The 23,336-nt window shown below is 72.0% G+C and carries 20 protein-coding genes; 14 read left to right on the top strand and 6 right to left on the bottom strand.

Annotation, left to right across the window (positions count from 1 at the left end):
- Positions 1-10: 10 nt before the first annotated feature.
- Both polA and ACFW6B_RS14820 read left to right on the top strand, forming a co-directional pair.
- Positions 11-2,737, top strand: coding sequence for a DNA polymerase I (gene polA / locus ACFW6B_RS14825; RefSeq protein WP_386595797.1), 2,727 nt, complete (start codon positions 11-13; stop codon positions 2,735-2,737).
- Positions 2,738-2,928: 191 nt separating this feature from the next.
- A complete protein-coding gene (locus ACFW6B_RS14820; protein ID WP_386595795.1) occupies positions 2,929-3,663 on the top strand; it encodes a hypothetical protein in 735 nt (244 codons plus the stop codon).
- Here the strand turns inward: ACFW6B_RS14820 and ACFW6B_RS14815 are convergent.
- Complete coding sequence (locus ACFW6B_RS14815; protein ID WP_386595793.1) at positions 3,584-4,438, bottom strand: DUF4184 family protein; 855 nt, start codon at positions 4,436-4,438, stop codon at positions 3,584-3,586. The two genes, ACFW6B_RS14820 and ACFW6B_RS14815, sit on opposite strands and share 80 nt — an antisense overlap.
- A 243-nt stretch (positions 4,439-4,681) precedes the next feature.
- Here ACFW6B_RS14815 and ACFW6B_RS14810 point away from each other — a divergent pair, with 243 nt between their 5' ends.
- From ACFW6B_RS14810 to ACFW6B_RS14800, 3 genes are all read left to right on the top strand, one after another.
- Positions 4,682-6,424, top strand: a complete 1,743-nt coding sequence (locus ACFW6B_RS14810; RefSeq protein ID WP_386595792.1) for a lytic transglycosylase domain-containing protein — start codon at positions 4,682-4,684, stop codon at positions 6,422-6,424.
- Between the two features lie 165 nt (positions 6,425-6,589).
- A complete protein-coding gene (locus ACFW6B_RS14805) occupies positions 6,590-6,724 on the top strand; it encodes an SPW_0924 family protein (protein WP_386595790.1) in 135 nt (44 codons plus the stop codon).
- A 25-nt stretch (positions 6,725-6,749) separates the two neighbouring features.
- Positions 6,750-7,742: a DUF3068 domain-containing protein gene (locus ACFW6B_RS14800; protein ID WP_386595788.1), complete on the top strand. Its 993-nt coding sequence runs from the start codon at positions 6,750-6,752 to the stop codon at positions 7,740-7,742.
- On the opposite strand, the gene hrpB is transcribed toward ACFW6B_RS14800, so the two are convergent.
- Together hrpB and ACFW6B_RS14790 are read right to left on the bottom strand one after the other, a co-directional pair.
- A complete protein-coding gene (hrpB, locus tag ACFW6B_RS14795; RefSeq protein WP_386595786.1) occupies positions 7,732-10,269 on the bottom strand; it encodes an ATP-dependent helicase HrpB in 2,538 nt (845 codons plus the stop codon). The two genes, ACFW6B_RS14800 and hrpB, sit on opposite strands and share 11 nt — an antisense overlap.
- 36 nt (positions 10,270-10,305) lie before the next feature.
- Positions 10,306-11,166, bottom strand: a complete 861-nt coding sequence (locus ACFW6B_RS14790) for a class I SAM-dependent methyltransferase (protein ID WP_151474067.1) — start codon at positions 11,164-11,166, stop codon at positions 10,306-10,308.
- Positions 11,167-11,487: 321 nt separating this feature from the next.
- Here ACFW6B_RS14790 and rpsA point away from each other — a divergent pair, with 321 nt between their 5' ends.
- The 4 genes from rpsA (at position 11,488) to ACFW6B_RS14770 (ending at position 15,286) form a co-directional block, all read left to right on the top strand.
- Entirely contained in the window at positions 11,488-12,987 is a 1,500-nt protein-coding gene (rpsA, locus tag ACFW6B_RS14785) for a 30S ribosomal protein S1 (protein ID WP_103549901.1), read from the top strand.
- A gap of 241 nt (positions 12,988-13,228) precedes the next feature.
- On the top strand, positions 13,229-14,167 hold the full coding sequence (locus ACFW6B_RS14780; protein WP_386595784.1) for a PAC2 family protein: 939 nt from the start codon (positions 13,229-13,231) through the stop codon (positions 14,165-14,167).
- Between the two features lie 79 nt (positions 14,168-14,246).
- A complete protein-coding gene (coaE, locus tag ACFW6B_RS14775; RefSeq protein ID WP_386595782.1) occupies positions 14,247-14,855 on the top strand; it encodes a dephospho-CoA kinase in 609 nt (202 codons plus the stop codon).
- Positions 14,856-14,905: 50 nt separating this feature from the next.
- On the top strand, positions 14,906-15,286 hold the full coding sequence (locus ACFW6B_RS14770) for a tetratricopeptide repeat protein (RefSeq protein WP_386595780.1): 381 nt from the start codon (positions 14,906-14,908) through the stop codon (positions 15,284-15,286).
- Between the two features lie 80 nt (positions 15,287-15,366).
- Here ACFW6B_RS14770 and ACFW6B_RS14765 read toward each other — a convergent pair whose 3' ends face one another.
- Positions 15,367-15,678 carry a DUF6343 family protein gene (locus ACFW6B_RS14765; RefSeq protein ID WP_386595778.1) on the bottom strand — a complete coding sequence of 104 codons (312 nt, stop codon included), beginning with the start codon at positions 15,676-15,678 and terminating at the stop codon, positions 15,367-15,369.
- Positions 15,679-15,914: 236 nt separating this feature from the next.
- Between ACFW6B_RS14765 and ACFW6B_RS14760 the strand changes: the two genes are divergently transcribed.
- The gene (locus ACFW6B_RS14760) at positions 15,915-16,592 is read left to right on the top strand and encodes a class I SAM-dependent methyltransferase (protein ID WP_386595776.1); all 678 of its coding nucleotides are present in this window, start codon (positions 15,915-15,917) and stop codon (positions 16,590-16,592) included.
- A 70-nt stretch (positions 16,593-16,662) separates the two neighbouring features.
- On the opposite strand, the gene ACFW6B_RS14755 is transcribed toward ACFW6B_RS14760, so the two are convergent.
- Positions 16,663-17,436, bottom strand: coding sequence for an RNA-binding S4 domain-containing protein (locus tag ACFW6B_RS14755; protein WP_386595774.1), 774 nt, complete (start codon positions 17,434-17,436; stop codon positions 16,663-16,665).
- Positions 17,437-17,570: 134 nt separating this feature from the next.
- Between ACFW6B_RS14755 and ACFW6B_RS14750 the strand changes: the two genes are divergently transcribed.
- The 3 genes from ACFW6B_RS14750 to ACFW6B_RS14740 all read left to right on the top strand — a co-directional run bounded on the left by ACFW6B_RS14750 (position 17,571) and on the right by ACFW6B_RS14740 (position 21,368).
- Entirely contained in the window at positions 17,571-18,929 is a 1,359-nt protein-coding gene (locus tag ACFW6B_RS14750; RefSeq protein ID WP_386595772.1) for a M20/M25/M40 family metallo-hydrolase, read from the top strand.
- Positions 18,930-18,948: 19 nt separating this feature from the next.
- On the top strand, positions 18,949-20,475 hold the full coding sequence (locus tag ACFW6B_RS14745; RefSeq protein WP_386595770.1) for a YfcC family protein: 1,527 nt from the start codon (positions 18,949-18,951) through the stop codon (positions 20,473-20,475).
- Positions 20,476-20,546: 71 nt separating this feature from the next.
- Positions 20,547-21,368 (top strand): uracil-DNA glycosylase, encoded by an 822-nt coding sequence (locus tag ACFW6B_RS14740; RefSeq protein WP_386595768.1) that lies wholly within the window; start codon positions 20,547-20,549, stop codon positions 21,366-21,368.
- Positions 21,369-21,382: 14 nt separating this feature from the next.
- On the opposite strand, the gene ACFW6B_RS14735 is transcribed toward ACFW6B_RS14740, so the two are convergent.
- Positions 21,383-21,820 carry a RidA family protein gene (locus tag ACFW6B_RS14735; RefSeq protein ID WP_386595766.1) on the bottom strand — a complete coding sequence of 146 codons (438 nt, stop codon included), beginning with the start codon at positions 21,818-21,820 and terminating at the stop codon, positions 21,383-21,385.
- A gap of 186 nt (positions 21,821-22,006) precedes the next feature.
- Between ACFW6B_RS14735 and ACFW6B_RS14730 the strand changes: the two genes are divergently transcribed.
- Positions 22,007-22,744 carry a hypothetical protein gene (locus tag ACFW6B_RS14730; protein ID WP_386595764.1) on the top strand — a complete coding sequence of 246 codons (738 nt, stop codon included), beginning with the start codon at positions 22,007-22,009 and terminating at the stop codon, positions 22,742-22,744.
- Positions 22,745-23,336: the final 592 nt, after the last annotated feature.

Raw genomic sequence — 23,336 nt, 5'->3', positions numbered from 1 at the left:
GATCGGGGGTGTGGCAGAGACAGCATCGAAGAAGACCGAGAAAACCGCAGGTACGGGCCGTCCGCGCCTGATGCTCATGGACGGGCACTCGCTGGCCTACCGCGCGTTCTTCGCGCTGCCCGCGGAGAACTTCACCACCGCGACGGGGCAGCCGACGAACGCCATCTATGGTTTCGCGTCGATGCTGGCCAACACGCTGCGCGACGAGGCGCCCACGCATTTCGCGGTGGCGTTCGACGTCTCGCGCAAGACGTGGCGTTCGGAGGAGTTCAGCGAGTACAAGGCGAACAGGTCGAAGACCCCGGACGAGTTCAAGGGGCAGGTCGAGCTGATCGGTGAGGTGCTGGACGCGATGCGCGCGCAGCGGTTCGCGGTGGACGGCTTCGAGGCCGACGACATCATCGCGACGCTGGCGACGCAGGCGGAGGCCGAGGGCTTTGAGGTGCTGATCGTCACGGGTGACCGTGACTCCTTCCAGTTGGTGTCGGAGCACACGACGGTGCTGTACCCGACGAAGGGCGTCTCCGAGCTGACCCGGTTCACTCCGGAGAAGGTCTTCGAGAAGTACGGGCTGACGCCGGCGCAGTATCCGGACTTCGCGGCGCTGCGCGGTGACCCGTCGGACAACCTGCCGGGCATCCCGGGCGTGGGTGAGAAGACGGCCGCGAAGTGGATCAACCAGTTCGGTTCGTTCGCGGAGCTGGTCGAGCGGGTCGACGAGGTCAAGGGCAAGGCGGGGCAGAACCTGCGGGACCACCTGGAGGCGGTGAAGCTCAACCGCCGTCTCACGGAGATGGTCAAGGACGTCGAGCTGCCCCGGACGGTGGCGGACCTGGAGCGGGCGGCGTACGACCGTACGGCCCTGGCGATGGTCCTGGACACGCTGGAGATCCGTAACCCCTCGCTGCGCGAGCGGCTTCTCGCCGTGGATCCGGGGTCTGCGGAGGCCGAGGAGGCGCGGCCGGCCGCCGAGGGCGTCGAGATCGACGGGACGGTGCTGGGCGCGGGCGAGCTGGAGCCGTGGCTCGCCGAGCACGGCGGCGAGGCGCTGGGCGTGTCCACGGTCGATTCGTGGTCGCTGGGTTCGGGGTCGGTGGCCGAGGTGGCGCTCGCGACGGGTGCGGGTCCCGCGGTCTGGTTCGACCCGTCCCGGCTGGACGAGTCCGACGAGAACGCGTTCGCCGCGTGGCTCGCGGACGCCGGGAAGCGCAAGGTGATGCACAACGCCAAGGGCTTGATGCGGGTCTTCGCCGAGCACGGCTGGAGCGTGGAGGGCGTGACCATGGACACGGCGCTGGCCGCCTATCTGGTCAAGCCGGGGCGCCGTTCGTTCGCGTTGGACGCGCTGTCGCTGGAGTATCTGGGCCGGGAGCTGGGGCCCGCCGCCGCGGCCGACGGGCAGCTCGCGTTCGGTACGGACGACCAGGCCGAGGCGGACGCCCTGATGGCGCAGGCCCGTACGGTCCTCGATCTGGGGGAGGCGTTCGGGGAGAAGCTCCAGGAGGTCGGCGCGGCGGATCTGCTGCGGGACATGGAGCTGCCGACGTCCAGTCTGCTGGCGCGTCTGGAGCGGTACGGCATCGCGGCGGACCGGGCGCATCTGGAAGCCATGGAGCAGATGTTCGCCGGGGCGGTGCAGCAGGCGGTGAAGGAGGCGCACGCGGCCGCCGGGCACGAGTTCAACCTCGGTTCGCCCAAGCAGCTGCAGGAAGTCCTCTTCGGTGAGCTGGCGCTGCCGAAGACGAAGAAGACGAAGACGGGCTACACGACGGACGCGGACGCGCTCGCCTGGCTGGCGACGCAGACCGAGAACGAACTGCCCGTGATCATGCTGCGCCACCGTGAGCAGGCCAAGCTGCGGTCCACGGTCGAGGGACTGATCAAGACGATCACCCCGGGCGGCCGTATCCACACGACGTTCAACCAGACGGTGGCGGCGACCGGCCGCCTGTCGTCGACCGATCCGAACCTGCAGAACATCCCGGTGCGCACGGACGAGGGCCGGGCGATCCGCCGCGGGTTCGTCGTCGGTGAGGGCTTCGAGTGTCTGATGACCGCGGACTACAGCCAGATCGAGCTGCGGGTGATGGCCCACCTGTCGGAGGACGAGGGTCTGCTGGAGGCGTTCACCTCCGGTGAGGACCTGCACACCACGGTCGCCTCGCAGGTGTTCGCGGTGGAGCGGTCCGCGGTCGACGCCGAGATGCGCCGCAAGATCAAGGCGATGTCGTACGGCCTCGCGTACGGGCTGTCGGCGTTCGGTCTGTCCCAGCAGCTGAACATCGACGCGGGTGAGGCCCGTGTGCTGATGGACACGTACTTCGAGCGCTTCGGCGGTGTGCGGGACTATCTGCGCCGGGCGGTCGACGAGGCCCGGGCCACGGGCTACACGGCGACGCTGTTCGGGCGCCGCCGCTATCTGCCCGATCTCAACAGCGACAACCGCCAGCGCCGTGAGGCGGCCGAGCGCATGGCTCTGAACGCTCCCATCCAGGGCACGGCTGCCGACATCGTGAAGATCGCGATGCTCAACGTGGACCGGGCGCTGCGGGAGGCGAAGCTGGACTCCCGGATGCTGCTTCAGGTCCACGACGAAATCGTCCTGGAGATCGCTCCCGGCGAGCGGGAGAGGACCGAGGAGCTGCTGCGCCACGAGATGGCCTCGGCGGTCCGGCTCCGGGTCCCGCTGGACGTCTCGGTCGGGGCGGGCCGGGACTGGGAGTCGGCGGCGCACTGAACGCGGGACCGCGTTCCTGAGCGCAGGGTTGTGTCTTCGGCCGGGGGCCGCGGGTCCGGCACCGTGAGGTGCGGGGCACGCGGCCCCCGGGCGTCTCAGCCGCGCGGGGGCCGGGGTGTCCGTCCGCGGGGTGTCACTCGCGTGGCTCCCACAGGGCGCCCCGGGCCGGAGGGTGGCGTAAGGATGCGGGCATGGGTATACGCACGCTGCACCGCCGTACGGTCATGGCCACGACCGTGGTGGTCGCGACCGCGACGGTTGCCGCGGCCGTCGTCCCGGTGCTGCTGGCCCCGGTGCCCGCGGTCGCGGCCGGAGCGGGTACCGCGCAGCTCCCGGGATCCGGCGGTTCTCGTGGCGACGAGGATTTCGAGGCCCGGCTGTCCCGCGATCTGCGGGCGGCGCTGTCCGCCCGCCCGGGGACGGTCCTGGTGTCGGTGCGCGACGACGGGGGGCGCGGCCGGGCCCGCACCACGGCCGCCGACCGGTTGCCGCGGTGGCCGGCGGTGGTCGCCGGGGTCCGCGCTTTCCTGAGGGCCGGAGCGTGCCGCCTGCGGGTGTTCGCGAGGCTTCGTGAGGGCCGTCGTCCCGGTGCGTTCCCCGGTCTGTCGCGTGCCACGGGGGTGCACATCTCGACCGGCAGGCTGCCCCGGGCCGCGAACGGCGGGCGGGTCCACGGCATCGGTTCCTTCACCGGCCCGGCCCGCAGTTACCGGGTCGTCGTCCTTTCGTACGACCATCCGACGACGCCGTACGGTGCCCGCGTCGTCGAGCGGGTCGCCCGGGCCGTGCACCGGGGCCTGGGCCAGGGGCGCGGGCTGCTCCGGAGTCTGGCCGCGGGCAGGACGGTCAGCGGGCGGCGGGGCGGCTCGGCTCCGTACGCGCCGCCGCGGGGCCGGGACGAGCCGGAGCGGGACGCCAGATCCTGACCGCGAGGACGTACAGGAAGAGGCCGAGGACCAGTCCGGCGCCCCCGCCGAAGCACAGCGTCGGAATGAGCTCCCACGGCTTCGCGACGGGCTTCCAGTAGGCCCACCAGCGCACCGCCCGCTGCACCGCGGCGGCCAGCGCGAGGCCGCCGACCACCGTGGCGGCGAGCCACCGGTCGGTGGTGGACAGGACGGGCACCGCGACGGCGGGGCCGTCCGGCGCGCGGCGCACAGCGAGCACCACGAAGACCGCGATGACGGCGGCCGCGACCGCCGAACTGCCGTACTGGACGTACCAGTAGAGCGGCGAGCCCGCGAAGTCGTGCCCGAGGACGGGGAAGAGCCGTACGCCCCACCGGTCGTGATGGGTGAACGCGTCCCACACGACATGCGTCAGCGCGCCGAGCACGGCGGAGACGTACCAGCGGAGGACGACCGGCGCGCGCACCGGCTCGCGTGCGGCTCCACAGCGCAGGAGTTGTGCCGTGCGTCCCTGCCGCGCCGCGGGCATCAGCGCCACCAGGGGTTCACGCAGCATCAGCCAGGCACCCACCAGCGCCCATGCGATGATCACATCGACCGTGAGCACGCCGGTGAACGCGTGGGTGAACGTGCCGAACTCCATCGCGCCGGGCACCGCGCTCGCCGCGTAGTAGGTCAGGTCGGGGGCGAAGGAACCCGCCACGAGAACGGCCGGAACCAGTCGGCCGCGGCCGTTTCCGTCCCCCCGGATCGCGGGCAGTACGGCGGCCGCGTGGCTGAGGGTGAAGGGCAAAACGTCCCCCTGCGTCTCCTGATGACCGACTATGCTCGGCAGCTTGATCGTCGGAAGCCAGTATGCGGGACGGCGGTACCCGGCCAACCGGTGAATACCGGGCGCGAACAGGTCCCTGGGCGACGGAAGTTGTCGTAGGGTCGCTTGGGGTGCCGTGCGGGGAGCACGGGCCGGGACAGCGGCAGCGCAGGACTGAGGGGCGACGACGGGTCACACCGGTCGTCCGTAGGAGGGGTTCACTCGATGGCGGCGCAATTCGGCAGGAGACTGCGCAAGGGCGCGGCAACCACCGCTGTGGCCGCGCTCGCGGTCGCGGCTCTGTCCGCCTCCCAGGGGCCGGGAGCGGTCAGCGACGACCACGGCCGGCAGTCGGCGGGAGCCGACCTCGGCCTGGGCACCGGTGACACGGACGAGAGCGGCACCGCGACCGGCAACGGGCGCTACTTCACGGACCTTCCGCCGCTGCAGAGCCCCAACCCCGCGCCGACCACGGGAAGCGACACGCCCGCCGCCACGGGCGCCGCCGAGGCGGGCATCCCCGCGACCGTGCTGGCCGCCTACAAGCAGGCCGAGGCGTCGCTGCGCGAGTCCAAGCCGACCTGCAACCTGCCCTGGCAGCTGCTGGCCGCCATCGGCAAGGTCGAGTCGGGCCAGGCCCGCGGCGGCCGTGTCGACGCGAGCGGCACCACCCTGTCGCCCATCCTCGGCCCGGTCCTGAACGGCTACGGATTCGCCAACATCAAGGACACCGACAACGGCGCGTTCGACGGCGACACCACCTACGACCGCGCGGTCGGTCCCATGCAGTTCATCCCCTCCACCTGGGCGTGGGCGGGCCGCGACGGCAACGGCGACGGCAGGAAGGACCCCAACAACATCTACGACGCGGCACTGGCCGCGGGGCACTACCTGTGCCGCTTCGACCACGACATGTCGGTCCAGTCGCAGATGAACGCGTCGATCCTGAGCTACAACAACTCGACGGAGTACCTCAACACCGTCCTGTCGTGGCTGGAGTACTACCGCAAGGGCACGCACGAGGTGCCGGACGGCACCGGCACGCTGCCCTCGCACCACAGCGACGAGCCGGTCTCGCCGAGCCCGACCCCTCCCGCTCCCTCCGGGCCTCCCTCGCCGGGCGGCCCCGCCCCGACGCCTCCCGCGCCGAAGCCGACGCCTCCCCCCTCTTCGCCCCCGCCGTCCACGCAGCCCCCGACGAGTCCGCCCGCCACCCCGCAGACGCCCACCGAGACGGTGGACCACCTGGAGAACGCGGGAACCGGGAAGCTCACGGCGAGTGCCGGGGACACGTTCGCGCGGAAGATCACCGTGCGGACCGAGGACGACGCCGACAAGCCCGTGGCCAAGGTCCGGGTGCGGTTCACCATCCTCGGCGACACCGACGCCGCCTTCGCCGGCGGCGAGAGTGTCGCCACGCTGGTGACCGACAAACTCGGCATGGCCACCGCCCCCGCGCTCGTGGCGGGCGAGAAGACGGGCGACTTCACCGTCCGCGTCACCGTCGTGGGCCGCGTCATGGCCGGCCTCGACTACACGGCGAGCGTCACCGCGCGCCAGGCCGACGCCCTGGCCCGCACCGGCAGCGCCGCGCAGACCTGCGTGGCGGGCGGCGAGTTCGCCGACCAGGTCGAGGTGAAGGCCACCTACAAGGGCGCCGCGGCGGGCAGGGTCGCCGCCACCGCGACCCTGGTCAAGTCCTCCGGCGACGCCACGGAGAACGACAAAGGCCCCTACTTCAAGGACGCGGACGGCAAGCCCGTACGCACCCTGGCCGCCCTGACCACCGACGCGGACGGCCTGCTCAAGCTGCCGAAGCTGTACGCCGACGACACCACCGGCACCTTCCTGCTCCGCGTCACCACCACGGGCGGGGCGACCCTGACCGTGGAACTGACGGTGGCCGCCGCGCCCACCGCCACCCCGACCCCCACCGCCTCTCCCGAGGCATCTCCCGCCGCTTCCTAGGACGGAGCCGCCGCCGCGCGGTCCCGCACGCCTCCAGGGCGCCCTCCCGGCTCACGCCGAGGGGGCGCCCTGATCCGTTGTGCGCACGACGTGTTTTCATCTCGCCCGGCCGTTGCTACGGTGCCGGACCTGACGCTGTATCAGTTCCTGGCCCGGGAGGCCCGCATGCGTGCCCTCATCGCCGTCGCGACCGGTCTCGCCGCGGCACTCGCGCTGGTCCTGACCGTCACGGCCATGGGCTCGTCGGCCGGACACACCTCGCCGAAGCCGCTGCTCACCACCGTCCCCAAGCACCCCTGACGCACGCACCGGGAGGGCCGTCGAGATGCGCCGCAAGGCAAGCCTGATCCTGCTCGCGCTCGCCGTGTTCTTCGCGGCGCTGTCCCCGCTGCTGCGCTGGTACGCCTTCCCGCGCCTGGCCAAGGTCCCCGCGGGCCAGTACCAGGACATGGTCCTGGAGGCGAAGGACGCGACCCTCCTCGACTACGGCACCATGAAGGCCAGGAAGGTCTCCAAGGTCACCGTCGTCCAGACCCTCAAGGGCGACGTCGAGGCATCCGAGAGGATCGAGCGGACCGCGGGCCGTGACGTCGTCGTCTGGGACTCCCTGTCCTACGTCCAGGGGCCCGACGGGAAGATGGTCTCCAAGCTCCCCGAGCGCTACATCTTCGACGCGCACAGCCAGGAACCCGTCCACGCCACGGGCGAGTCCGTCGACGGCGACCCCGTCACCCGCCGGGGCATCGAGTTCAAATGGCCCTTCGGGACCGAGAAGAGGGACTACGAGTACTTCGACGCCCAGACCCGCACCTCGGCGCCCATCCACTACGAGGGCACCAGGAAGTTCCGGGGAGTCGAGGTCTACTACTTCGAGCAGACCGTCCCCTGGACGAAGGTGAAGTTCCCCAGGACCATGCCCGTCCAGGGCGTCACCCCCGAGTCCCTCGCCGAGACCGGCACCACCCGCTGGTACACCACCGTCCGCAGGTTCTGGGTCGAGCCGGTCACCGGAGCACCCGTCTACGGCGAGGAGACCCACAAGGAGGAACTGCGCGGCGGAACGCTCCTGGGCGGCCGGGACAAGGTGACCGCCTTCTCCGGGGACGTGAAGATGCGCGAGGACTACATCCGGCACACCGTCGACCTCGTCAGGTCCAACCGCACCCTCGTCCTGACGATGACCTCCTACCTCCCCTGGGGCTTCCTGCTCCTCGGCGCGGCCCTGCTGTCGCTCTCCCTGTACCTGGAGGCCCGCGGCCGCAGGCCCGGCGGACCCGCACCCGCCCCGGCCGCCGATCCCCGGCCCGTCAGCGTCTGAGCCGCGCGTTCGTGTACCGCGTCGGCTCGGCGGTCGCCGGGTCCTCGGGCCACGGGTGCTTGGGGTAGCGGCCGCGCAGCTCCGCCCGCACGCCCTTGTAGCCGTCCTTCCAGAACGACGCGAGATCGGCGGTCACCGCGGCCGGCCGGCCCGCGGGAGACAGCAGATGCACGAGTACGGGCACGCCGGCGACGGCGGGTGAGGCGTGCAGCCCGAACATCTCCTGCAGCTTGACGGCGAGCACCGGCTGCGCCGGGTCGGCGTAGTCGACGCGGATCCTCGACCCGCTCGGCACCTCGATCCGCTCCGGCGCGAGCTCGTCGAGCCGGGCGGCCTCCCCCGTGGCCCACGGCAGCAGCCGGGCCAGAGCCTGCCCGGCGTCGATCCGCGCCAGGTCCGCCCGTCGCCGGGCGCGGCTCAGCTCGGGCTCCAGCCACTCGTCCACGCGCGCGTGGAGGGCCTCTTCGGAGACGTCGGGCCACGGGTCGCCGAGCCGCAGCCGCAGGAACGCGAGCCGCCGGCGCAGCACCTCGGCGTCCGGCGGCCACCGCAGCAGTCCGAAGCCCTCCTCCCGCAGTCCTTCGAGCAGCGCCTCCCGTACGAGCCCGGGGTCCGCGTCCCGCAACGGCCGCACGGCCAGCTCCACCGCCCCCAGCCGCTCCACCCGCCGGGCGACGACGTCGCCCCCGGCCCAGTGCACCTCGTCGCCCTCGCCGTACAGGCCGGCGGCGGCCCGCCGTGCCGTCGGCTCGTCGACCACCGCCGCGAGCCGCACGCGCGCGTGCCCCCTGCCGACGGGACGGTCGGCGACGGCGACCGCGAGCCAGGGAGCACCGCGCAGGACGGAACCCTCGCCGGCGTCGGCACGGGTCCCGCCCACCATGAGGTGGGAGCCGCCCCGCAGGTGCGCGACACGTTCGGGGAACGCGAGCGCGGCGACGAGCCCCACGGAGCGGTCGTCCCCGGGAACGGGTGCGGAGGCCGGGGACGGGCCGGGCGCGGAGGCGGGGGCGTCCACGAGGCCGGCCACCGACGCTCGGAGGCGGCGGGACTCGGTGCGCCAGCGGGCCGCGTAGGCGTCACCGCCGCGCCGGGCGGCGCGCCAGGCCACGGCCAGGTCGTCGCCGTACTCGCGCGGCGGCTCCTCGCTCAGCAGGGCCACCACCTCGGCGGCCCGAGCCGCCCCCACCAGCGGGGCCGCGTCCAGCAGGGCCCGCGCCAGCCGGGGGTGCAGGCCCAGCCGGGACATGCGCACACCGCGTTCAGTGGCCCGCCCCGCGGCGTCCACCGCGCCCACGGCCGACAGGACGGCACGCGCCGCCGCCATCGCCCCGCCCGGCGGTGGATCCAGCAGGGCGAGACCCGTCGCCCCGGGATCGCCCCAGCAGGCCGCCTGGAGCGCGAACGCCGTCAGGTCGGCCACCTTGATCTCGGGATCCGGGAACCGCGTCAGACGGCCGTCCTCCGCCTCCGACCAGCAGCGGTAGACCGTGCCCGGCGCCTCACGGCCGGCCCGCCCCGCCCGCTGCCGTCCGGCCGCCTGCGAGGCCCGTACGGTCGCCAGGGCGCTCAGCCCGCGCGCGTGGTCCACCCGCGGCTCCCGCGCGAGCCCCGAGTCCACGACCAGCCGCACCCCCGGAACCGTCAGCGACGACTCGGCCACCGAGGTCGCCAGGACCACCCGGCGCCGCGCACCGGCCGTGAGCACCGCGTCCTGCACGGCCGCCGGAGCCCGTCCGTGCACCTGAAGGACGTCGACGTCCCCGACACCGCCGAGCTGCCCGGCCACCTTGGCGATCTCCCCGACCCCGGGAAGGAAGCACAGGACGTCACCCGGGTGCTCGGCCAGCGCCCGCCGCACCGTGGACGCCACGTGCGTCAGCAGGGCCGGGTCCACCCGCATCCCGTGCGGGGGCCGTACGGGGCGCGCGGGCGGCGCCCACACCGTCTCGACCGGATACGAGACGCCCTCCGCCTCGACGACCGGCGCGTCGCCCAGCAGCCGGGCCCAGCCCTCCGCGTCCGTCGTCGCGGACGCGGCGAGGAGCCGCAGTTCCGGACGGAGCGCGGCCCGCACGTCCAGCAGGAACGCCGCCACCGTGTCGGCGTCCAGGTGCCGCTCGTGGCACTCGTCGAGCACGACCACGTCGACGCCCGCGAGCTCCTGGTCACGCTGCAGCCGCTGGAGCAGGACACCGGTCGTGACGACCTCCACGCGCGCGCGTGGGCCGACGACCCGTTCCCCGCGCACCGTGAAGCCGACGCTCTCCCCGACCTGCTCGCCCAGCAGCCAGGCCATCCGCCGGGCGGCCGCCCGGGCCGCGATCCGGCGCGGCTCGGCCACCACCACCCGGCGCGCCGGACGCCCGCCGTCCAGGAGACCGGCCAGGGCGAGCGGCACCAGCGTCGTCTTGCCGGTGCCGGGCGGTGCCACCAGCACCGCGGCGCCGTGCCCCTCCAGGGCGTCGTCCACGGCGGGCAGGGCGCCGCGCACGGGCAGCGCGTCCAGGGCTTCGTAACGGATCACGGCCCCAGTCTCGTACGAGCGCCGGACGGGTGTGGATCAGTCCCGGTCGCAGACGAAGATCGCCGTGCCCGGAATGAGGTTCCCGCGCAGCGGGGACCAGCCGCCCCACTCCTGGGTGTTCCAGGCGGGCCACTCGGGCTCGACCACGTCGACGAGGCGGAAGCCGCCGGCCACCACGTCGCGCACCCGGTCGCCGAGCGTCCTGTGGTGCTCGACGTAGACCGCGCGGCCCTCCTCGTCCTGCTCCACGTACGGGGTGCGGTCGAAGTAGGACGCGGACACCGACAGACCCTCGGGGCCCGGCTCGTCGGGGAACGCCCAGCGGACCGGGTGCGTGACGGAGAAGACGAAACGGCCGCCGGGGCGCAGGACCCGGTGGACCTCCCTCAGCACCAGCACCGGGTCGGCGACGAAGGGCAGCGCGCCGTACGCGGAGCACGCGAGGTCGAAGGAGCCGTCCGCGAACGGCAGCGCGCTCGCGTCCGCCTCCACGAGGGGCACGGGGCCGCCGATGCGCAGCGCGTGCTGGAGCTGGCGGTGGGAGAGGTCCAGGGCGACCGGACGCGCGCCCTGTCCGGCCAGCCAGCGGGAGCACTGGGCCGCGCCGGCGCCGATCTCCAGGACGTCCTTGTCCTTGAGGTCCTCCGCGGGGCCCAGCAGCTCGGCCTCCACCTCGTCGAGACCCTCGGGGCACCACACGAAGCGGTCGTCGCCGAGGAACGTGCCGTGCTCGATCTGGTAGTCGTCCGCGTTCCGGTCCCACCAGCCCCGATTCGCCCGGGAACTCTCGATGAGATCCGCATCACGCCGGGTGGCTTCCGGTTCGAACGGTTCGGGCTCTTGGATGATCGGCTCCCTCGTCGTACTCTTCCGTCCAACCCGTCTCGGGCGTGTCACGACAGGGGCGTCCTACTGCCCGCGTGGCCTTGTGAGACAGGTCTTGTGCCGGGATTGCGGCGATCCGCCCCGGGTGTGCGCCTTCGCGCATTGACCCTGCCCGGCTGCCCCCGTATGCTACAAGTTGCGCTGCGGGCCTGCGCTCCTCAGACATAGCAGGCTGTGCTCGCATCTGTATGTATGTCCCCTCGGTTCTCGAGGCGCCTCCCCGGCTTGGCCGGAACGGGCGCTTCCTTGGCTGTCCGGCTTCTACAGGGCGAAACGGGCTCCCGGCGTAAGCAGTACCTACGACTCACTGTCCGTACCGGAGCCCTTTCCCACATGACGAGCAGCACCGAGACCACCGCCACCACCCCGCAGGTTGCGGTCAACGACATCGGTAACGAGGAAGCCTTCCTCGCCGCGATCGACGAGACGATCAAGTACTTCAACGACGGCGACATCGTCGACGGCGTCATCGTGAAGGTCGACCGGGACGAGGTCCTGCTCGACATCGGTTACAAGACCGAAGGTGTCATCCCGAGCCGCGAGCTCTCGATCAAGCACGACGTCGACCCGAACGAGGTCGTCAAGGTCGGCGACGAGATCGAGGCCCTGGTTCTCCAGAAGGAGGACAAGGAAGGCCGCCTGATCCTCTCGAAGAAGCGCGCCCAGTACGAGCGCGCCTGGGGCACCATCGAGAAGATCAAGGAAGAGGACGGCATCGTCACCGGCACCGTCATCGAGGTCGTCAAGGGTGGTCTCATCCTCGACATCGGCCTCCGTGGCTTCCTGCCGGCTTCCCTCGTCGAGATGCGTCGTGTCCGCGACCTCCAGCCCTACGTGGGCAAGGAGCTCGAGGCCAAGATCATCGAGCTGGACAAGAACCGCAACAACGTGGTCCTGTCCCGCCGCGCCTGGCTGGAGCAGACCCAGTCCGAGGTCCGCCAGACGTTCCTCACGACCCTCCAGAAGGGTCAGGTCCGCTCCGGCGTCGTCTCCTCGATCGTCAACTTCGGTGCCTTCGTGGACCTGGGTGGCGTCGACGGTCTGGTGCACGTCTCCGAGCTCTCCTGGAAGCACATCGACCACCCCTCCGAGGTTGTCGAGGTCGGCCAGGAAGTCACCGTCGAGGTCCTCGACGTCGACATGGACCGCGAGCGCGTCTCCCTGTCGCTCAAGGCGACGCAGGAAGACCCGTGGCAGCAGTTCGCCCGTACGCACCAGATCGGTCAGGTCGTCCCGGGTAAGGTCACCAAGCTCGTTCCGTTCGGTGCGTTCGTCCGCGTGGACGAGGGCATCGAGGGTCTGGTCCACATCTCCGAGCTGGCCGAGCGCCACGTGGAGATCCCGGAGCAGGTCGTCCAGGTCAACGACGAGATCTTCGTCAAGGTCATCGACATCGACCTCGAGCGTCGTCGCATCAGCCTCTCGCTGAAGCAGGCCAACGAGTCCTTCGGTGCCGACCCGGCCTCGGTCGAGTTCGACCCGACCCTGTACGGCATGGCCGCGTCGTACGACGACCAGGGCAACTACATCTACCCCGAGGGCTTCGACCCCGAGACCAACGACTGGCTCGAGGGCTTCGAGGCTCAGCGCGAGGTGTGGGAGAACCAGTACGCCGAGGCGCAGCAGCGCTTCGAGCAGCACCAGGCTCAGGTCATCAAGTCCCGCGAGGCCGACGCGCAGGCCGAGGCCGAGGGTGCCACCTCCGCGAGCGCGGCTCCTGCCGCCTCCGGTGGCGGTTCGTACTCCTCGGAGTCGGACGACAACTCCGGCGCCCTGGCGTCGGACGAGGCGCTCGCCGCCCTCCGCGAGAAGCTCGCCGGCGGCCAGAGCTGAAAGCTCACCGCTAGCAAGTAGCTGAGAGAAGCGGGCCCGCACCGATTCGGTGCGGGCCCGCTTTGCTGTGCCCACCTCGCTGTGCCCACCTCGCTGTGCGGGCCTCGCCGTGCCGGTCCGTTTCGCCGCGCGGGTCCGTCCCGCTGTTCGGTCCCGGTGCGGGGCGGGAATGGGCCCGGGGCGGGAATGTCCGTGCTCCACGCCACGTTGTGGACTACGAACACGAGGAGGAGCGGTCACAGTGCTTGATCCGCAGGGTTTGTACGCATGGGAGCCGAAGGGCCTGGCCGTGGTCGACATGGCGCTCGCCCAGGAATCGGCCGGTCTTGTCATGCTCTACCACTTCGACGGATACATCGACGCGGGCGAAACCGGCGAGCAGATCGTCGACCGGGTGCTCGACTCACTGCCCCACCAGGTCGTGGCCCGTTTCGACCACGACCGGCTCGTGGACTACCGCGCCCGCCGTCCGCTGCTGACGTTCAAGCGCGACCGCTGGGCCGACTACGAGGAGCCGACGCTCGAGGTACGGCTCGTGCAGGACGCCACCGGCGCGCCCTTCCTGCTGCTGTCGGGCCCCGAGCCGGACACCGAGTGGGAGCGTTTCGCCGCCGCCGTCCAGCAGATAGTGGAACGGCTCGGGGTACGCCTCTGCGTGAACTTCCACGGCATCCCCATGGGCGTCCCGCACACCCGCCCGGTGGGCCTCACCCCGCACGGCAACCGCACCGACCTGGTTCCCGGCCACCGCAGCCCCTTCGACGAGGCGCAGGTCCCCGGAAGCGCCGAGTCGCTCATCGAGTACCGCCTCGCGCAGGCCGGCCACGACGTCCTCGGTGTCGCCGCCCACGTGCCCCACTACATCGCGCGCTCCCCGTACCCGGACGCGGCGCTGACCGTCCTGGAGTCGATCACGGCCGCGACCGGCCTGGTGCTCCCCGGGGTCGCGCACTCCCTGCGGACCGAGGCGCACCGCACGCAGACCGAGATCGACCGCCAGATCCAGGAGGGCGACGAGGAACTCGTCGCCCTGGTCCAGGGCCTGGAGCACCAGTACGACGCCGCCGCGGGCGCCGAGACCCGCGGCAACATGCTCGCGGAGCCGGTGGACATCCCCTCGGCGGACGAGATCGGCCAGGAGTTCGAGCGGTTCCTGGCGGAACGCGAGGGCGAGGGCTGACCCCCTCCTCCCGGGCCCGGGCTCCTTTTCCGGGCTCCCGGCCGGGGGTCCGTCAGTGGCAGGGCCTAAGCTGCGAGGCATGCTGAAGGTGGGCCTGACCGGTGGTATCGGCGCCGGCAAGAGCGAGGTGTCACGGCTGCTCGTCGCGCACGGCGCGGTGCTGATCGACGCGGACCGGATCGCGCGGGAGGTCGTCGCGCCCGGAACTCCCGGGCTGGCGGCGGTCGTCGACGCCTTCGGCGAGGACGTCCTCGCTCCGGACGGCGGTCTGGACAGGCCGAAGCTCGGCTCGATCGTCTTCACCGACCCGCAGAAGCTCGCCGTCCTGAACGCGGTCGTGCACCCCTTGGTCGGTGCTCGCTCGCGCGCACTGGAGGAGGCCGCGCCGAAGGACGCCGTGGTCGTCCACGACGTGCCCCTGCTCACCGAGAACGGCCTGGCCGCGCTGTACGACCTCGTGGTCGTCGTCGACGTTCGCCCCGAGACCCAGCTCGACCGCCTCGTCCGCCTGCGCGGCATGACCGAGGAGGACGCCCGCGCCCGCATGGCCGCGCAGGCCTCGCGCGACAAGCGGCTGGCGGTCGCGGACATCGTCATCGACAACGACGTGCCCCTGGACGCACTGGAGCGGCGCGTAGCGGACGTATGGGCCGATCTCGCGCACAGGGCCCGTCCGTCCCAGGAATAGCGCCCCTTCGAAGGGGCGTTGAACCCTTGCAGCGAGGGAAGGACTCTGCCGTGCCCGAGACCAGCGGATCGATCGGACGGACTCCCGAGACGCACGTCATCGACTTCCGCGCCGCCGAGCAGCTGCTCGCCGCGCGCGACCCCCGGGGTGCGGTGAAGCTGCTCGATCCCGTCATCGCCGCCCACCCGGAGAACACCGCGGCCCGGTTGCTGCGCGCGCGTGCCTTCTTCGCCGCCGCACAACTGCGGCCCGCCGAGCTGGAGTTCACGATCGTCCTGGAGCGCGAGCCGGACAACGCGTTCGCGCACTTCGCGCTCGCCCGGACCTACGAGCGCCAGCGGCGCCCCGAGCAGGCGAAGCGGCACTTCAGACTGGCGGCCGCGCTCGATCCGAAGCCGCAGTATCTGCGGGCGGCGCGGTTCGACGCGTAGCGCGGTCGCACCGCCGTTCCGGGGATGTGACGGCCGCCGACGGCCGGATCCCAAGGCGTGACGGCCTCGGCGGCCGGGCTTCAGAGGTGTGCCGGCCCCGACGGCCTGCGGCGCTCCGGCGGACGGTACGCGCGCCGCTCGTCCACGGGCTCGTACGGCGGCACGTCACGGCCCGGCTGGTAGTGCGGGCCCTGTCTGATGTGCCGGAGGATCATGCTCATGTCGACCGTGACGACCAGCCACAGCGCGGCGCACGCGGCCGCCCAGCCAGGCCGCCCCACCAGGATGAACGCGACCGTCCCGAAGACGGCCCAGGCCAGGCCCCAGAGGCTCAGCCAGAAGCGCATCCGCAGGGCACTGCGCGCTGTCATCGGTTCATTGCCCGTACGCATCAGGATCACCACTCCTATGGGAAACGTACTCTTCGCGGCGCACGTTCTCCAAGAGGGGAGCGGCCAGCTCCATGGGAGAGCGGCCGGACGGCGTCCGGCGGGGCCGGTCCGCGCCGCGGTCCGTCCCGCCGGGGCCCTGACCTGGACGGGTACCCCCGAACGAATCACTCGAACGGGCGACCGGAGAGGGGAACGGGCCTACGGAGGCTGTCCGTTGGGCGGGTATGAGGATCGAAATGCGTAAAGGACACGAGGGCACGGGGCCGGGTGCCATCACACCGGACGGCTGCGCGGTCGAGCTCTACACCCGTCTGCCCGTGGGAACCGAACCGGACGTCATCGCCGCCGCCGTTCCGGCCTCCGCGCACATCCTGGAACTGGGCAGCGGGGTTGGCCGGATGACCCACCCGCTCCTGGAGCTCGGTTTCACCGTCACGGCGGTGGACGAGTCCGCCGAGATGCTGGAGCACGTCCGAGGGGCACGCCGGATACGCGGCAGCATCGAGGACCTCGACCTCGGCGAGACGTTCGACGTCGTGCTGCTGGCGTCGTTCCTCGTGCACGCCGGGGACGTCCGGGTGCGGCGGGCGCTCCTGGACACCTGCGCCCGCCATGTAGCGGACGGCGGTTGCGTGCTGATCCAGCGCGAGGGCGAGAACTACCACACCGATGTGCCCCGGGAGCGCGTCGACCCGTCCGGATTCGTCGTGCGCATCCTGTCCGCCGAACCGGTCGGGGACGGGGTCGCCTCGGTGCGCGCGGAGTACGTTTTCCCGGACGCAACCTGGACCCAGACGTTCCTGTCCCGCCCTTTGACGAAGGACGCTTTCGAGGAGGCGCTGATGGAAGCGGGGCTCAAGGTCGACCGGTATCTGACGGACGACGGGATATGGGTGAGGGCCGTGAAGGGGTGAGCGCCGGGGGAGGCGGGACGGACCTCCGTTCGGCACCGATGAGTTCCCGGGGCGCGGGAAGGGGTTCGGTTCAGTGGCGGGAGGAGCCCTTGGGCCCGGTCGTGCCCGGGGACCTGGTGGAGCCGGTCTGTCCCGTGGCGGGGCCCGACGTCCGGACGGGGCCGGACGAACCCGTCTGCATTCCCCGCAGGCGTTCCAGCTCGCGGCGGTCCCGCTTGGTCGGGCGTCCCGCGCCCCGGTCCCGGACACCTGCCGGAGCCACGGCCTCGCGCGGCGGGGGCGGCGGGCTGTTGTCGACGTAGCACTCGGCGGCGACGGGTGCGCCGACCCGCTTGCGGATCACGCGCTTCACGACGACGACCCGCTCGCGGCCCTCGTGCCACACGCGGACCTCGTCGCCGACGCGGACCGAGTACGCGGGCTTGACCCGCTCCCCGTTGACTCGAACATGACCGCCCTTGCAGGCCGTGGCGCCGATCGAGCGGGTCTTGACGAGACGGACGGACCAGATCCAGGCGTCGACCCGCACGCTCTCGCCGCCGGCGGGCCCGGCGGCGACGGCGGCCCTGACGGCGGCGGTCGCGGAAGCATCTGCATCTGCGACTGCGGCTGCGGCCTCGGACCCGGCCCGGGAGCCGGGCCCGGAAGCCGTTCCGGAATCGTTGCGGGCACCGCTCCCGGAGTTGCCCGCGGAAGCCGTCCCGGAGTCGGTTCCGGAGCCGGCTCCGGAAGAGGGCCTGGAGCCGGTCCGTGAGCCGGCCGGGGCGGCCTTGCGGTCGTCCGCGCAGCGTCCGCCTCCGGTGCCCGCGCCCGTCATCTCCCCGTCAGCACGCTGAGAAGCCATGACCCGACTCTAATGCCCTCGGCCCGGCGCACCGCATGCCTTTTCCGTCGCACGGACCACACCGGATGCGTCGCCCCCGGGGCGGGCGGAGGCTGTCGGTGAAGCCGTCCGGGGAGCAGGAGAGGGGTCCGAGGGTGGAGACAGCAGCGAAGGTCGACACGTTGATGGACGGCCTCCGCGCCGATCTGGAACGCCTCGCGGCCATTCCCTCCGTCGCGTTCCCCGGCTTCCCGCCCGAGCCGGTGCGCGAGGCCCACGACCTCCTCGTCGGCATGCTGCGGGACGCCGGAGTGGAGCGCGTGGAGAGCATCGAGCTCCCCGGGACCGCCCCCGTGATCTTCGGAGAGATCCCGCCGCCGGACCCGGACGCGCCGACCGTCCTGCTCTACTCGCACTACGACGTGCAGCCGCCCGGCGACGAGAGGCTGTGGCTGTCGCCGCCCTTCGAGCCGACGCCCGTCGAGGGCGGTCTCCGGGCCCGCGGGATCGCGGACGACAAGTCCAACGTGATCGCTCACCTCGGGATGCTCCGGGCCTACGAGGGGCGGCCGCCGGTCGGGGTGAAGATCGTTTTCGAGGGGCAGGAGGAGTACGGCAGCACTTTCGACGACTATCCGCAGAGCGATCCCGAGCGGTTCTCGTGCGACGCGATGGTCATCGCCGACCTGGGCAATCTCCGCCCCGGCAGTCCCACCCTGACCACCGCGCTGCGGGGTGCGGCCGAGGTCGTCGTCGAGGTGCGCACCCTCGACGAGCCCCGGCACAGCGGGGAGTTCGGCGGTGCCGCGCCGGACGCCCTGGTCGTGCTGCTGAACGCCCTGTCCACGCTGCACGACGTGGAGGGCGACGTGGCGGTGGCGGGGCTGCGGCGTGAGGAGTGGAGGGGGACGACGTACACCGAGGACGAGTTCCGTGAACTCGCCGGTGTCAGGGACGGGGTCCCGCTGATCGGCAGCGGGAGTCTCGGCGAGCGGCTGTGGAGCGGGCCCGCGATCACGGTGACCGGCCTGGACGCGCCGAGCGTCGAACACGCGGCCTCCGCCGTCGTCCCGTACGCGCGTGCCAAGCTCAACCTCCGCTTCCACCCGCGCCAGGACGCGAAGGAGGCGCAGACCGCGCTGGTCGACCACCTGCGCTCACTGCGGCCCCTCGGCGTCCCGCTCACCGTCACACCGGGCGACACGGGCCCCGGCTACAGGGCCTCGACCGGCGGCCCCGCCTACCGGGCCGCGCTCACCGCGCTGCGCGAGGCCTGGGGCGAGGAGCCGTCGTACATCGCGACCGGAGGTTCGATCCCGCTGGTCAACGGGCTCGCACGCGCCGTGCCCGAAGCCGAGGTGCTGCTCTTCGGGGCGCAGGACAGCATGTGCAACCTGCACGCCCCCAACGAGCGCGTCCTCTTCTCGGAGCTGCGCAACACGGTGGTGGCGATGTGCGCCTTCGTACGGGAGTACGCGGCCGGATTCCGCCCGGGAGCGGGGGAGGGCGCGTGAGCGGGGACGGGACGGTCCGGTGACCGCCCCGACCGGCACGGAGGCACCCGGCAGCGAAGAACCTCGGCGCGGGTTCACGTTCCCGAGCGCGCTGACCGTCCTCGCGATCGTCACGGTCGCCGTGTGGGCGCTGGCGTTCCTGATCCCGGCAGGGGAGTACGACCGCACGCCCGAGGGCAGGCCGATCCAGGGCACGTACCACCGCGTCGACTCGGACCAGAGCTTCGTCGACCGCCTCAACGACCTCTTCCTCTCGCCCGTCAACGGCCTCTACGGAATCCTCGACGAGAAGACAGCGCAGGTCGGTCCCGACTTCGCCGGCGAACTGTACGGCAGCGCGGGCGTGTTCCTCTTCGTGCTCGCCATCGGGGCGTTCATCACGGTGGTGTTCGCGACGGGCGCGCTCGACCGGGGCATCGGCCTCCTCGCCCACCGGCTGCGCACGCGCGGGGCGCTGCTCATCGCGGGCATCATGCTGGTGTTCTCGGTGCTCGGCTCGGTGGAGGGCTTCGCCGAGGAGACGCTCGGGTTCTACGGGCTGATCGTGCCGTTGATGCTGGCGCTCGGCTACGACCGGATGGTGGCGGTCGGCACGATCATCCTCGGCGCCGGGATCGGGGTGCTGTGCTCGACGGTGAACCCGTTCGCGACGGGCGTCGCCTCGTCCGCCGCCGGCATCTCGCTCGGTGACGGCATCGTGCTGCGGTTCGTGATGTGGATCGTGCTGACGGCGGTCACGATCGGGTACGTCGTCCGGTACGCGCGCCGGGTGCAGCGGAGTCCCGACCGCTCGATCACCGGGTTCCTGCCGGGGGACCGCGAGCACGCCCGGGAAGCGGCCGGAGAGGTTCCCGAGCTGACCGGTCTGCACAAGGCGGTCCTGGTCACCACGGCGCTCGTCTTCGCCTTCATGATCTTCTCTGTCGTGCCGTGGTCCAGCGCGCTCACCGGCGAGGCGGACGCGCGGCCGTACGGCTTCGAGCTCGGCTGGTCCTTCCCGGAGCTGGCGGCACTGTTCCTGTGCGCGGCGGTGCTCGTCGGGGTGGTGGCCCGGATGGGCGAGCAGAGGCTGAGCGCGACGATCGTCCAGGGCGCCGCCGACTTCATCTCTCCCGCGCTGGTGATCGTGCTGGCCCGCGGAGTCACCGTGATCATGAACAACTCGAAGATCACCGACACGGTCCTGCACTCCATCGAGGGCGTCGTGGAGGGCACGTCCTCCAGCCTCTTCGCGATCATCGTCTTCATCGTGAACCTGCCGCTGGCCTTCCTCATCCCCTCCACCTCGGGCCACGCGACCCTCGCCATGCCGATCCTCGCCCCGCTCGCCGACTTCGCGGGCGTCTCCCGCGCCGTCGTCGTGACCGCCTGGCAGGCCGCCAGCGGCTGGATGAACCTCTGGGTCCCCACCACCGCCGTCACCATCGGAGGCGTCGCCCTCGCCAAGGTCGGCTACGACAAGTACCTCCGCTTCGTCTGGCCCCTCCTCGCCCTCCTCTTCCTGCTGATCTGCGGGTTCCTGGCGCTCGGGGCGGAGATGACGTAGCGGTCGGCCGGAAGTGGGGCGGGGAGCGCCGGGCGGCGGAGCGCGGGGCGGACCGGTCGTACGGTGGTGACGTGCACAGCAGCGCTCCGGCGGAAGACGCGGCCCGCTCCGACGGTCTCACCGTGCTCGACGCGCGGATCGCCGGCTGCCGGGCCTGTCCGCGGCTCGTCGCGTGGCGCGAGGAGGTGGCCGCCACCGGGCGCGCCGCCTTCGCCGGCCAGACGTACTGGGGGCGTCCGGTGCCCGGGTTCGGGCCGCCCGACGCGTCCCTCCTCGTCGTCGGGCTCGCCCCCGCCGCGCACGGCGGCAACCGGACCGGGCGGATGTTCACCGGAGACCGGTCGGGTGACGTGCTGTACGCGGCGCTGCACGACATCGGGCTCGCCTCGCAGGGCACCTCGGTGAGCGCGGACGACGGACTGGAGCTGTACGGGGTCCGCGTCACCTCGCCGGTGCACTGCGCGCCACCCGCCAACAAGCCGACGCCCGAGGAGCGCGACACCTGCAGGCCCTGGCTCGTCAGGGAACTCGGGCTGCTGCGGCCCACGCTGCGCACGGTGGTCGTCCTCGGGGCCTTCGGCTGGCAGGCCGCCCTGCCGGCCCTCGCGGAGGCAGGGTGGGCGGTGCCCCGGCCGCGTCCCGCGTTCGCGCACGGGGCGCGGGTGACGCTCGTAAGGCGGCAGCGGCCGGACGCCCCGGGCACCGGCGCGGTCGCCGGCGCCGCTCCCGGCCCCTCGTCCGGGTCCGCCTCCGGTCCCGCTTCCGTCGAGTTGTTCGGGTGCTTCCACGTCAGCCAGCGGAACACCTTCACCGGGCGGCTCACGCCGGAGATGCTGAGGCGGGTCCTGCTCGCGGCGGCGGAGTCCGCGGGACTGGCGACGCGCTCCCCGTAGGGGCCCCGCGGGCGTCAGACGCGGTCGGACCCGTTCCCGGCCACCGCTTCGGCCCCGGGCACGACGGCGGTCGCGGTGATCTCCACGAGCTGCCCGGTGTACCCGAGGCAGGCCACGCCGAGCAGGGTCGAGGAGTGCGGGCCGATGCTCAGCCCCGAGGCCTCGACGACGTTCCAGACCGCGGACAGCACCGCGGTCTCACTGCTGACGACGTACACGTCGGTCGACACGACGTGGGCCATGTCGCTGCCCACGGCGCGCAGTTGTTCGTCGAGGTTCGCCAGCACCTGCTCGGCCTGGCGTACGGGATCGCCCGCGCCGACCAGGTTCCCGTCGGCGTCGAGCGGCACGGACCCGGCGAGGAAGGCCAGTCTCGTCCCCGCCTCGACGACGGACGCGTGCGCGTAGACGGGCGGTGCGAAGAGGCTGGGGACGGTGACGCGCTGGACCATGGGGGCTCCCTGGGGGTGGGCCGACGGGTGAGGGACAACCTGCCGATGATGCGGGTCCGGGGCGGTCCCGCGCACCTCCATTAGCGTCGGGGCGCGTCGCACGGGACGGACGGACACGGGGGTGCCGTCCTCGGCCCGGCGAAAATGCCTCGAGTGATCCACGCCGACACTGCTACGGTCACCGACGTGGCGAAACTCAATCAGATCATCGCAGTGGAGAAGGGCATCAAGTCCAAGTCCCATCAGGACCTGACGGCTGCTCATCACGGTCTGCAGAAGCCCGCGTTGCTCGCCGGCATCTCGCGGACGTACCAGCCGAAGGACGAGGAGGGCGAGCAGCTGCCGCCCGAGTCGACCCGGGTCCAGGTGCAGGCCGAGGACGTGCTGCGGGACACCGCGGCGACCCTTACGCGGCTGTTCGACGTGACCGCCACCAAGGACTGGGCCAACTGCACGGCGAGGGCGGACGTGGTGGTGGACGGGCGCGTGCTCGTCGCCGAGGCGCCGGTGTCCTATCTGCTCTTCCTGGAGAAGCAGCTCACCGATCTCAACACCTTCGTCAGGAAGCTGCCCGTCCTCGACGCCTCCGAGTCCTGGGTGCACGACCCGTCCACGGACGCCTGGAAGACCGAGCCGGTGCGGACCCTCCGTACGAAGAAGGTCCCGCGGAACCACGTCAAGGCGGAGGCCACCGAGAAGCACCCGGCCCAGGTCGAGGTGTACTACGAGGACATCCCCGTCGGTTACTGGACGACCGTCAAGTTCTCCGGCGCCCTGCCCGCGCGGCGCGTGAGGGAAATCCTCGACCGCGTCGAGAAGCTGCAGCAGGCGGTCAAGTTCGCCCGCGAGGAGGCCAACGGCACCGACGTCGTCGACCAGCGCGTCGGCGACGCTGTTTTCGGCTACCTGTTCGCACAGGGGTAGCCTCTGAAACTCCCCGGCCACGACGCATCGCGGCCGGGGTGCGCGAGGAGCGCAAGCTGAACCTGAGGCTTGTCGTGAATGCGCGGTTCCAGTGGAGGTTCAAATCCTCCCCGCGGCACCAAAGGGCACTCCCGCCGAGGGAGTGCCCACGCGCCGCGGTAGCCCAAGTCCGGCAGAGGCAGACCGCGATCAATCTCAGACTATTGCTCCAGACTCAGCATTCGCCGCCGATCGCCGGATCGACCGGGCCCAGGCCCCAGTACGCCGAAATGCTGGTTCAAGTCCAGCCCGCGCAGCTCGATGCGTGGTGGTCCAAAGGCAGGACGCGGCGACATAACGACTGACCTGGGTTCTCAAGCGTGCCGGCGTGCGACATGGCGGCATCTCAGGGTCCGAGGGCCGGCTACGCCCTCGGACCCGCTCCTCCTCCGGCTCCACGGAGTGCGGGCCTTCCGGCAACCGGTCCCCGCGAAATGTCACGTCGCGGAAATCCTGGCGTTCGCCGTCCGCCGACGAAGCGCACTACCCTCGTGACGACACGAGCCCGGCCGACGTCGCCCGAAGGCACCCGCCCTCGCCCGACAGGAGCCCC

Origin of the sequence: Streptomyces sp. NPDC058751 (genome assembly GCF_042746485.1) — a bacterium.
Classification (GTDB): domain Bacteria; phylum Actinomycetota; class Actinomycetes; order Streptomycetales; family Streptomycetaceae; genus Streptomyces.
Note: the sequence above shows the minus strand (reverse complement) of the source record. Positions and strands in the feature narration are given on the sequence as shown.